Source organism: Pontibacter sp. H249 (genome assembly GCF_037892465.1).
Taxonomy (GTDB): Bacteria; Bacteroidota; Bacteroidia; order Cytophagales; family Hymenobacteraceae; genus Pontibacter.
In genome coordinates this window covers 145189-157276 of record NZ_JBBKTR010000007.1, presented here as the reverse complement: position 1 = coordinate 157276, position 12088 = coordinate 145189, and the positions used below count along the sequence as shown (strand labels likewise).

At 41.2% G+C, this 12088-nt stretch carries 10 protein-coding genes; 9 read left to right on the top strand and 1 reads right to left on the bottom strand.

The genetic code is table 11. From position 1 onward, the window contains the following. Nucleotides 1-8 precede the first annotated feature (8 nt). Nucleotides 9-695, bottom strand: coding sequence for a ComF family protein (locus tag WG943_RS11100; RefSeq protein ID WP_340408977.1), 687 nt, complete (start codon nucleotides 693-695; stop codon nucleotides 9-11). 95 nt (nucleotides 696-790) lie between these two features. Between WG943_RS11100 and WG943_RS11095 the strand changes: the two genes are divergently transcribed. The 9 genes from WG943_RS11095 to WG943_RS11055 all read left to right on the top strand — a co-directional run bounded on the left by WG943_RS11095 (nucleotide 791) and on the right by WG943_RS11055 (nucleotide 11295). Then, a complete protein-coding gene (locus WG943_RS11095; protein WP_276498404.1) occupies nucleotides 791-1144 on the top strand; it encodes a carboxymuconolactone decarboxylase family protein in 354 nt (117 codons plus the stop codon). 59 nt (nucleotides 1145-1203) lie between these two features. Then, nucleotides 1204-1560 carry a hypothetical protein gene (locus tag WG943_RS11090; RefSeq protein WP_340408973.1) on the top strand — a complete coding sequence of 119 codons (357 nt, stop codon included), beginning with the start codon at nucleotides 1204-1206 and terminating at the stop codon, nucleotides 1558-1560. Nucleotides 1561-1704: 144 nt separating this feature from the next. Continuing rightward, nucleotides 1705-2466, top strand: coding sequence for an exodeoxyribonuclease III (locus WG943_RS11085; protein ID WP_340408971.1), 762 nt, complete (start codon nucleotides 1705-1707; stop codon nucleotides 2464-2466). A gap of 141 nt (nucleotides 2467-2607) precedes the next feature. Next, a complete protein-coding gene (locus WG943_RS11080; protein ID WP_340408970.1) occupies nucleotides 2608-5919 on the top strand; it encodes a DUF4175 family protein in 3312 nt (1103 codons plus the stop codon). 28 nt (nucleotides 5920-5947) lie between these two features. Then, the gene (locus WG943_RS11075; protein WP_340408969.1) at nucleotides 5948-6373 is read left to right on the top strand and encodes an ATP-binding protein; all 426 of its coding nucleotides are present in this window, start codon (nucleotides 5948-5950) and stop codon (nucleotides 6371-6373) included. After that, on the top strand, nucleotides 6357-6785 hold the full coding sequence (ybeY, locus tag WG943_RS11070; protein ID WP_445323631.1) for an rRNA maturation RNase YbeY: 429 nt from the start codon (nucleotides 6357-6359) through the stop codon (nucleotides 6783-6785). Before WG943_RS11075 ends, ybeY begins: the two co-directional genes overlap by 17 nt. 67 nt (nucleotides 6786-6852) lie before the next feature. After that, nucleotides 6853-8715, top strand: a complete 1863-nt coding sequence (gene mnmG, locus WG943_RS11065) for a tRNA uridine-5-carboxymethylaminomethyl(34) synthesis enzyme MnmG (protein ID WP_340408965.1) — start codon at nucleotides 6853-6855, stop codon at nucleotides 8713-8715. Then, nucleotides 8716-9603, top strand: a complete 888-nt coding sequence (locus WG943_RS11060; protein WP_340408963.1) for a class I SAM-dependent methyltransferase — start codon at nucleotides 8716-8718, stop codon at nucleotides 9601-9603. 75 nt (nucleotides 9604-9678) lie between these two features. Continuing rightward, nucleotides 9679-11295: an Ig-like domain-containing domain gene (locus WG943_RS11055; RefSeq protein ID WP_340408961.1), complete on the top strand. Its 1617-nt coding sequence runs from the start codon at nucleotides 9679-9681 to the stop codon at nucleotides 11293-11295. The last annotated feature ends 793 nt before the right edge of the window (nucleotides 11296-12088 follow it).

Genomic DNA, 12088 nt, shown 5'->3' with positions numbered 1-12088 from the left:
TACAAAGTTTATGCCGCTGCAATGGTAACTACACTTACTTCTGTGGCTCCAACTGACAGCAACACTGCTGCACAAGCCTCTAAGGTAGCGCCGGTCGTCATTACATCATCCACTAAAAGTATGCGGCGGCCTTTTATACTTTCAGGCTGCTTAACCTGAAATACCTGCTCCACATTATGCCAACGATCCAGCCTGTTTTTTCGTGTTTGGGTGCTAGTATCTATAGTGCGTAACAAGGCATCTGCTTTAAAAGGCAATTTCATACTTTCTGATAACCCCTTACCAAAACAGTCGGATTGGTTATAGCCACGGCGTCGTAGTTTATGCTTATGTAAGGGCACGGGCACAATTAAATCGAATTGGTCAGTGTAATGGTAGTCGGATAGGAGGGAACCGTAACGATTACCTAAATGTACGCCCAGTTCTTTTCCGCCTTTATACTTTAGCTTGTGCAAAATGCGCTGCACCCTGCCCTTTGGCATAAATAACAAATAAGAGAAAGCGTACCGCACCTGCACTTTGCCCCAGAAGCGGCGCTGCAGCGGGTTAAGTTCTGTAGCACCGTGCACATGGTAATTGGTGTAAGGCAGCTTTATATTGCAACCAGTGCAGATATACTTTTCGCCTCGCGCCATAGCACCGTCGCAGGCATAACAACTCTCTGGGAATAAAAGCGAAAGCAGGTCTTCAAACATTGTGCAACGACTCTGGTTTAAGGTATTCTGAGTAATTTCTAGTAACTTTATACTATAATTTTTTATCTGCTTTTATAGCAACAGAACACACAACAATGAGCTTAGTAGAAGAATTCAATGACTACCGCACGCGCATGAACGAGCGCATCATGTCTTACGACAATAAAGTAATTAAGCGTTTCTTTAACCTCGACACCAACACCTACATGGAAGGTGCCCTGGACGTTAAAACGAAAGAGATGCTTGGGTTAGTAGCTTCTATGGTGCTGCGTTGCGACGACTGCATTAAGTATCACGTAGGCAAGTGCTACGAAGAGGGTGTAACAGATGAGCAGTTCATGGAAGTATCCTCTATCGCCAACTTGGTAGGTGGCTCTATTGTAATCCCGCACTTCCGCCGTGCCGTAGAGTACTGGGAAGAACTAAAGGCAAGAGGATCTGCCGAATAAATTATTGTTAATTGTTGATTGTTTTTATCGATCAACAATTAACAACTAACAGTTAAAAAATGTACGACTCCGAAAATTTAGAACATAACTGGACACAGCTTAGGGCCGACCTGATGAAACGGTTTGGTAAAAAACCAGACATGAACGCTATCTTGTTTCTCATAGGAATTCAGGAACTAGGTATGGGCATCCGAGAGTTTACCAAAGAAGAGAAACAAGACCTGATGCACATAGCTACCTGCCGTGTTTTTAGCTTGTCAGGTTTTTATGAGTTTACCGGCCGCGACGAAGAAGGGTGGCCACACTTTAGAGCTGTTAAGTCCATACCTTTTGCCAACCTGAAGGAGCAGGAGAGTATGCTTAAATGGCATGTGATTGAATATTTTAACCGTGCCAACGAAATAGAGAAACCTTAGTTTATATTAAGTAGCACTACCTTCGGCTATTTTATGAAATTTAAACTCCTAAACCTTATACTGGTATCATCGCTGCTTTTTCTTACCAGCGATAGTAGTAAAAATAGAGGTGCTTAATACCTGCTTCAAATACAATATTCACCCATGAGAGTTATTACCTATAATGTTAACGGCATTCGTGCTGCGCTTACCAAAGGCTTTGACACCTGGCTAAAGGCTGCTAACCCTGATGTGCTTTGCTTACAAGAGATTAAAGCCGACGAATCTAAATTTGACAAAGCCTTATTTGAAGATATGGGTTATCACGTGTACCTGCACCCAGCCGTTAAGAAAGGCTACAGTGGTGTGGCTATACTTTCAAAAGAAAAACCGAAACACGTTGAAGTTGGCTGTGGCATGGACTGCTATGATGTTGAGGGCCGAGTTTTGCGTGCCGATTACGACGATGTTTCTGTAATGAGCGTATATATGCCTTCCGGCTCGAGTGGAGAGGAACGTCAGAATTTCAAATTTCAGTGGATGGATGACTTTTACGGCTATATCGGCGATTTGAAGTCCACTGTACCAGGATTAATCGTAAGCGGCGACTATAACATCTGCCATCAGGCTATTGATATTCATAACCCAAAGTCTAACGCTAAGAGCTCAGGCTTTTTGCCGGAGGAGCGCAGCTGGATGGGTAAGCTTATCGAAAGCGGCTTTATTGACTCGTTCAGGCACTTTAATGCTGAGCCGCATAATTATTCTTGGTGGAGCTATAGGGCAGGAGCACGCAACAAAAATCTGGGCTGGCGTATTGATTATAACATGGCTACCGAAAACCTACGCAACCGCTTAAAGCGTGCAGCCATACTTACCGAAGCTAAGCACTCAGACCATTGCCCTGTACTGCTTGAAATTGAGTAACACCGTATACTAAAAACAGAAATACTATAGTTTATACTTTAAAGGCAATCCTTAACTACCTCACTTGCTATTGCACAGCCAGTTAAGCACCTTTCGTTAATTTACTACTATAGCAAGAGATGTAACCAGAAAGAGTAAAATATGAAACAAAACGATGCGCTAGATTTACTGTTGCATCAGCTGCAGGAGTTCAAGCAGAAGTTTTACCTCAACATGCTGTTACGAGGTAGTATTTTTGCTGTCGGGCTCCTGCTTTCTATTTACATTGTTTACAGCTTGCTGGAGTACATGTTTTATTTTCCACAATATGTGCGCGGCTTTTTGCTTTTCTCTTTTATTGCAGTTGTTATTTATGTGCTGGTGCGCTGGATTATACTTCCTATCTCAGCTTTAGCAAAACTTAAGAAAGTACTTACCGACGAGCAGGCTGCCCTACGTGTTGGCTCACATTATCCCGAGATAAAAGATAAGTTACTCAACGCCATTCAGTTAAAAAACCTGGATCGCACCAACGAACTTATTTCGGCAAGTATAGAACAGCGTTCCAGTCAGTTGCTGGGCTTTAAGTTTAAAGAAGCCGTCACCTACCGCGAAAACAAACCGCTGCTAAAGTATATTGCTCTGCCTGCACTTGTTGCTTTGCTCATTGTAATAGTCTATCCTACTATTTTTGTGCAGGGCACGGAGCGCATCATCAATTACAAACGTTATTACGCCCCGTTGGCACCCTTTCAGTTTGTGGTAAAAAATGATAAGCTGCAAACCTATAGGGGAGAGGACTTCGAATTAAAAGTGGATGTAGATGGTAAAACCGTACCCAACGAAGTATACATTAACTACAGCGGCCGCAGACAAAAGCTAACACCAAGCGCTGATGGCACCTATACTTATACTTTTAAGCAGCCACAACGAAGTATAGATTTTCAACTGGAGGGTTCCGGATTTATGTCTGATGAGTATAACCTGCAACTACTCTCACGCCCTAACCTGAAGGACTTTTATATGGAGGTGGAGTATCCAGCTTACCTTAAGCGAAAGCCAGAGTATGTTCAAAATACCGGTAATGCCACCATACCAGCTGGCAGCACCATCCGATGGAATTTTAAAGCTACCGAAACAGAAAGTATAAATCTTGCCTTTGAAGAACCAGCACAAAGTATAGATGCTACAAAAAATGGCGATACCTTTACCGCCAGCAAAGAATTTAGCCAAAATCAGAACTACAGCATAAAGCTGCAGAACGCCCATAGCACTAATAAAGAACAGATCACATACCAGATCAATATCATTCCGGACCGTTTACCACAGATAAGCCTTGAGCAGTTTCAGGATACGGCACTTTACAGGTTTATGGTATTAGGAGGCGATGTGTCGGACGATTATGGGCTAACGCGCCTTGCCTTAAACTACCGCATCAACAACAGTAAAAACCTAAAGGCAAAGTATAAAAGTATAAACCTGCCGCTGAACAACCAGCTCATCCAAACCTACTATTATCAATGGAATACTGCTGACCTTAATTTACAGCCTGGCGATAAGGTAGAGTACTTTGTGCAGGTTTGGGACAATGATGGAATTAATGGCCCTAAAAGCGCCCGTACCCGCACGTTTGAGCTTAAGGTGCCGGATAAGCGTGAATTGCAGAAAGAGCTTGATAGCAACTCTCAATCTGTTGCCAGCCAATTAAGCAAAACACTAGAGAAGGCAAACCAACTGGAGCAAGAACTCTCCAAGTCAGAGGAGAAAATGAAGACCAAGCGCGACCTCAACTGGCAAGATAAAAAGCAGCTGGAGGACCTGGTGGAGAAGAAAAAGCAACTAGAGCAGGATATCTCTTTGATGAAAGAGCTATTTGAGGAGCTCAATAAAAAGCAGAACATGCTAAGTGAGCAGGACAAGCAACTAGCTCAGAAAGCACAGGAACTGCAAAAGCTGATGAACGACCTGCTCGATCCTGAAACTAAAAAGTTATACGAAGAACTGGAGAAGCTATTAGAGCAGCAACGCCCTAACGATGCTGAGCTGCAGAAGCTATTGAGCAAATTGGATAACCGTGAGCGTAACTTAGAACGTGAGTTGGAGCGTGCCCTAGAGCTATTTAAGCAACTGCAATTTGAGCAAAAACTAGATAATATGACCGATAAGCTGCAGGAAATGGCTAAAGAGCAACAGCAGCTAGCTGATAAAACCCAGCAGAAGCAGGAGGAAAACAAACAGTTGCAGGAACAGCAGAAAGAGCTACAGCAGGATTTCGAAGATGTGAAGAAGCAGATGGAGGAGCTTAAAGAGCTGAACGACAAGTTAGAGAATCCTAATAGTATGGATGAGCAGCAACAGCAGCAGAACCAGCAAAGTATAGAGCAGGATATGCAGCAGAGCCAGGAACAGCTTCAGAAGAATCAGAATAAAAAAGCCAGCGAGTCGCAGCAGAAGGCAGGGCAGAAGATGGAGCAAATGGCCCAGCAAATGGAGCAAATGAAAAGCCAGATGGGAATGCAGGGCATGCAACAGAACCTGGATAACCTACGCGATATCTTAGAGAACCTTATTAAGCTATCTTTCGATCAGGAAGATCTGATGAAACAGTTTAGAGGCGTTAACCAAAGTGACCCACGCTTTATTGCTCTTTCGCAGCAGCAACTTAACCTGCGTGATAATGCCAAAGTAATAGAAGATAGTCTGTTTGCGCTTGCCAATAAGGTCTTCCAGATACAGTCTTTTGTTACCCGTGAGGTGGCCGCCATGAACCAGAGCATGGACAACAGCATGAAAGAACTTAAAGATCGCAATTTAAGTCGTGCTACTGCGCAACAACAGTTGGCCATGACAAGTATGAACAACCTCGCTCTTATGCTTAACGATGCTCTTAAGCAAATGCAGCAGGCTATGCAGCAAATGCAGGGAAAAATGGCCGGGAAGCAGAAAGGAAATAAGCCACAACCCGGAAATTTAGGAGATCTTCAGCAACAATTGAATAAAAAAATCGAAGATTTAAAAAAAGGTGGTAAATCAGGTAAGGCACTATCTGAAGAATTAGCTAAATTAGCTGCGGAGCAGGAGGCTCTTCGAAATGCACTTAAGGAACTGGAGAAGCAAGGCCAAAAACCTGGCGAGAAAGGCAAAAACGGTGAATTAGGAAATTTGGGTAAGATGATGGAACAAAGCGAGACTGATCTCGTTAATAAACGTTTGACTGAGCAAACCATCATGCGCCAGCGCGAAATTCTTACCCGTTTATTAGAGGCTGAGAAGTCTGCACGAGAGCGGGAGCTTGACAATAAGCGTGAGGCAAAGACGGCTCAGGAATTAAACAGGAAAGTACCTCCGTCGTTTGAGAAGTATTTAAAAGCAAAAGAAAAGCAGACTGAATTGCTTAAAACAATTTCACCTGCTCTTTCTCCGTATTATAAACAGAAGGTAAACGAGTACTTTCAGAATATTAGTAATAATTAAGCACCTATAGTTTCACTTAACGATTAATATGAATCAGGTTAAAATTCAGATTCCTTCTCTAATCGAAAACATCCGTGTAGTTGAAAGTTTTATAGACAACTCTAAAGATGAATTCGAGTTTGAAGATGATATTTATGGTAACATTATGGTTGCCGTTACAGAATCTGTTAACAACGCCATCCGCCACGGAAATAAGTTTGATAAGGACAAAAACGTTTATCTTACCCTGCAGGTAGAGGACAACCAACTTACTTTCGAGATTGAAGACGAAGGCCCAGGTTTTGATTACGAAAATTTGCCAGACCCTACTGCTCCGGAAAACCTTGAGAATCCAGGTGGTCGTGGCATCTTCTTAATGCGTAACCTTTGCGATAAAGTAAGCTTCGAGGAGAACGGTAAAAAAGTACAGCTAGTCTTTAACATTGCCCCATCACAGAATGGATCTTCCAATTGAGTTTTTTAGCGAGGACGTAGAGTTCGAGCTAAAAAACCCAGATCAGGTTGCAGCGTGGATCAACGACGTAATTGAAGAACATAACCAGGAGTTAGTAAGCCTTACTTACGTTTTCTGCTCCGATGATTACCTTCACGAGATGAACGTATCCTATCTCGACCACGATACCCTAACAGATATTATCACCTTTGATAATGCCGATGAAGAAGGCATCATTGAAGGTGATATTTTTATTAGTATTGATCGTGTTCGGGACAACGCAAAAGATTTGGGAACCACCTTTGACAATGAATTACACCGCGTAATCATCCACGGCGTGCTACACTTGCTAGGTTTTAAGGATAAAACCGAAGAGCAAGAGGAGCTTATGCGCAATCAAGAAGATTCTTCCTTATCTTTGCGTAAATTTTAATCGTAAAAAAGGAATTACCAACCCCCAGATGATGTTTCACGTGAAACATCTCTAAATCCAGAATTACATGTTTCCAGAATATGACGTTATAGTAGTTGGTGCCGGTCATGCGGGTTGCGAAGCAGCCGCTGCGGCAGCAAAGATGGGTTCGAAAGTACTGTTAGCAACTATGAACATGAACACAATAGCCCAGATGTCATGCAACCCTGCAATGGGTGGCGTGGCGAAAGGTCAGATAGTTCGTGAAGTAGATGCCTTGGGTGGTATGAGCGGCATTATCACCGACCAAACCATGATCCAGTTCAGAATGCTTAATAAATCGAAGGGTCCTGCTATGTGGAGCCCACGTGCACAAAGTGACCGCATGCGATTTGCAGAAGCCTGGCGCTTAACGCTGGAGCAAACAGAAAACGTGGACTTCTGGCAAGAGATGATTTCTGGTATAGAAGTAGAGGATGGAAGAGCTGTTGGTGTATGTACTAGCCTGGGGATAACTATACGTGGAAAGGCCGTAATTTTAACGAATGGCACATTTTTGAATGGCATTATCCACATTGGAGAGAGGCAACTGGGAGGTGGCCGAGCAGGTGAAAAATCTGCCAAAGGAATAACCGAACAACTGATAGAACTCGGCTTTGAAGCTGGCCGTATGAAAACCGGAACGCCGCCACGAGTAGACGGACGTAGCCTGGATTACAGCCGCATGGAAGAGCAGTTTGGTGATGAGAATCCATCTAAGTTCTCCTACACAGATACAGAGCCATTAGCTAAACAACGCAGCTGCTACATTACCTATACTAACTCAGAGGTACACGAGATCCTGAAAACAGGATTTGAAAAATCTCCGATGTTCCAGGGACGTATACAGGGATTAGGCCCGCGCTACTGCCCAAGTATAGAAGATAAGATTAACCGATTCGCTGAGCGTGACCGCCACCAGATATTTGTAGAGCCGGAAGGATGGAATACAGTAGAAGTATACGTTAACGGATTCTCCAGCTCGCTGCCTGAAGATGTACAGTACAAAGCACTTCGTAAAATAGTAGGGTTTGAAAATGCCAAGATGTTTAGACCTGGCTATGCAATAGAGTACGACTTCTTCCCGCCGACGCAGCTTAACCTGACCCTGGAAACAAAGCTTATTAGCAACTTATACTTTGCAGGTCAGATCAACGGAACAACAGGATATGAAGAAGCAGCCTGCCAAGGGCTGATGGCCGGAATAAACGCGCATAATAAAGTGCATGGCAAAGAACCATTCGTATTAAAAAGATCTGAGGCTTATATAGGAGTACTAATCGATGACTTGGTAAATAAAGGTACAGATGAGCCGTATCGTATGTTCACCTCACGCGCCGAACACCGTATTCTGCTACGCCAGGATAATGCAGATATCCGCCTTACAAAGCTTGGTTACCAATTAGGTTTGGCAGACGAAGCACGTTTGAAAGCTGTGGATAAGAAGATAGAAGAAACAGGTGAAATCATCGCATACTTAAATAACAAGCCGATTGAGCCAGGAGATATCAACAGCAAACTGGAAGAACTTGGCTCTGCTCCGATAACAGAAAAGCAACGTGCTGGGCAATTGATCAAAAGGCCAAACGTTGAAATAGAGCATATCGCTGCCGCAATACCAGCTATTGCAGAGTACCTGAGTAAGTTTAAAAATGATAGTGTAGAACAGGCGGGTATTGCAGTAAAGTATGAAAGCTACATCGAGAAAGAGTACGTAATGGCTAACAAGATGAGCGAGCTGGAAAACTACAACATCAAGGGTAAAATAAACTACCGTGATATCCCTGCGCTATCGGCAGAGGCAAAAGAAAAGCTATTCAAAGTGCAGCCAGAAACAATTGGCCAAGCGTCTAGAATCAGCGGTGTGTCGCCGGCAGACATTTCTGTGTTAATGGTATACTTAGGAAAATAAATGAGCTACGAAAGATTGGAGCAATGCCCGGTATGTGGCAAAGAAGAATTCAAGAATTTTTTGGTTGTAACAGATAACTCAGTTTCAAAGGAAAGCTTTGTAATTGTGGAATGTGAAAATTGCTCTTTCAAGTTTACCAACCCAAGGCCAGATGCTGATAGTATTGGTAACTATTACGAATCCGAGGATTACATATCGCACAGCAACACCAAAGCAGGAATTATCAACAAAGCATATCATGTAGTAAGGTCTATCACTACAAAACAAAAGGTAGAACTTATTAACAGATACATTCCCACAAAAGGTACAATATTAGATTATGGTTGCGGCACTGGTATATTCCTATCAGCTTGCAAAAAAGATGGCTGGGAAATAAGAGGAGTAGAGCCAAGCGAGAAAGCCCGAGCTATAGCTTCTAAAGAAACAGAAGAATTAATAGCCTCCGATTTAAACGAGTTGGAAGGTGAGAAATTTGAGATTATAACTTTGTGGCATGTGCTGGAGCATATTCATACTTTGAATGAAACAATGGCGCAATTAGTGGAGATGCTACAAGAAGAGGGAACTTTAGTTATAGCAGTTCCAAATGCAGACTCACATGATGCTCAACTTTACAAAGAGAACTGGGCAGCGTACGATGTACCCAGACATCTTTATCACTTCACTCAAGCAACCATGAAGCGTTTCCTGAAGAAACACAAGATGGTTCTGGAAGAGGTGCTGCCAATGAAATTCGACGCATATTATGTAAGCATGCTAAGTGAGAAACATAAGGCAGGCAAAACAAAAATGATTAATAGCGTGATGAATGGTTTTAAATCCAACAGCTACGCTGAAAAGAACGGCAATGATTACTCAAGTCTTATTTTTGTAGCTAGAAAGAAATAAATCAAAAATTACAGAAGATAAAGTGAAGGGCAGGCGAAAGTTTGCCTCTTTTACTTTAAAAGAAACCCATTATACATGAAGCTAACGCACATTTTCCTGATCTTATCCACAGCAACCATGGCAGCATCCTGTGCCAGTGTAAGCGCCCCAGAAGGGGGACCTAAAGATGAAACGCCCCCTACTTTACAAAGCAGCAATCCAAAAGATCAGCAACTAAATGTTAATACCAATACGATAACATTAACATTTGATGAAGAAGTACAGCAAAACAATTTAAACACACAGCTGCTAATTACACCAAATACGGACAACAAGTATAAAGTCAGATCAAACAAAAATGTGCTGAGCCTGGAATTTGAAAAGCCATTTCTTGAGAATACTACTTATACTTTTAGCTTCAGGGAAGGTATAACAGATATCACTGAAAAAAATCAAGTAGAAAACCTGAGGTTATCATTCAGTACAGGCGACTACATAGATTCAAGTAAAGTTAGCGGAACTGTGGTAAACGCTTTAACCCAGCAGCCACAGAAAGATGTAATTGTAGCGCTATATCCTACAACAGACACATTAAGCATCAGAAAAAACAAACCATATTATCAAACCACAGTATCAGACGCTGGAAGCTTTGAGCTGACAAACATAAAAGAGGGAGAGTACAGGATATATGCATTAGCAGATAAAAACAACAACGCATTTTACGACAATGAAGAAGAGAGAATAGCTTACCTGCCTAAACCGATTAACATTACGGCAGATACTGAACCTGTTAAATTAGGATTGATAAAAATAGATACTAAAAAACCTATACTGCTACGCAGAGAAAATTACTTAGATAGATTTGCTGCAAACTATAACGAAGGAATCCGCACATTTAAAGCGAGTCCTGCTGAGGCTGGTACTATTAAAATTCCATACAAAATAACCGCAGATGGAAAAACTGTAGATGTGTTTAAAACTGGTAATTACAAAGGTGGAAAAGCAATATTGACAGCTGTGGATTCTGCAGGTAATAGTAAGGTTGATACTGTCGAGATAAAATTCGAAGGCAAGAGAGCACAAAGATTTAGAGGGGCTCAACTAAAAATTATGAACAATACAGCAAGCCAATCTAATGCTATAGGATCTGATGTTACTGTAGAGTTAGAAACACCTGTTACAATAGTTGGCAAAGAACCAGTAAGTATATTAGCTGATACAATTGTTTCAAAAAAACTCACCTATCCTGAAGAGGTAAAACTGGATTCAACTAAAACAGAAATTACATTTAGGATGCCTAAACTTAATGGTATCAATAATAAAAGGATATCTATACTAGTAGATAGTACTGTAGTTAAGCCTACAGAAGGAGCACCAATAAGTTTTACACCAGTATCAATAAGTATAGCAGAAACTGAAGGAGAAGGAAGTATAAGAGGAACTGTAACAACAAAACAACCTTCATTTATAATTCAGCTCATTACTCCAGATTTCAAAGTGATAAGAGAAGTAAAAAATAATAAATCATTTAATTTCCAGAACATCACACCAGGATCATACAAATTGAGAGTGCTGGTTGATGAGAACAACAATGGTAGATGGGATGGAGGAGATCCTGAATTTAAACGAAGTCCTGAAAAAGTATATATATACGAAAAGACATTAGATGTAAGAGCAAATTGGGCAATAGAAGGAGAAAAGATAGAGTTTTAAAAAACCTGAACATTACGAAAAAGGGAAGCCATATAGCTTCCCTTTTTTATGCTTAACAAAATCCGAGAGTAACATAAATTTAATAAGGACAGCAAGCCTCCAATAACCTTACATAATAATTGCAGCTGCAGTACTTGTAACAGAGATACAAGTCAGCATAATGTATAAACATTAAAGCCGCTGCCACACTATGCCATACTATTTAAGGCAATCCACATAAGAGTAATCGCCATCTCTTGAGAGAAAGGTAATCTACTATTCAAAGAATGTTAAGGTCAAGCCAACTTATGATGAGCTGAAAATACTTCTAATGTATGACAGCTGCGAAGTCCCTATAAGTGTAATCTTGAATAATACTTAATCAAAATTACACATCAAATAAGGGGTGTGAGAACTTAACAAAAGTGTGGGTATAACTGTGGAAAAACGTGGGTAACTACAGAACAACTTTACACACCTAAAATCATATACTCGTATAAACCCTGAAAATTTGCGTAGAAAGTGGAAAGTGGTGCATAAGCTGCACCAAGAAAAACTATTTTCCACGAATCTGTAAAGTGTTTAAAAAGAAATACACATAAAATGGAAAATAGTGGAAAAACAACTTAAAACTTTGAAGATCAAAAGAAATAGTGAAACGAGTATGTGGAAGAACTGGTGATAAGTATAAACTGAGTAAACAAGTTATAAAGGCTTCTCAAAAATGAGTAGAGTTATCAACTTATAAACACACCAAATAACAAAAGAAGATTTATTTAAAGATTTATCTTATAAAAAATAATTAAGATATAGA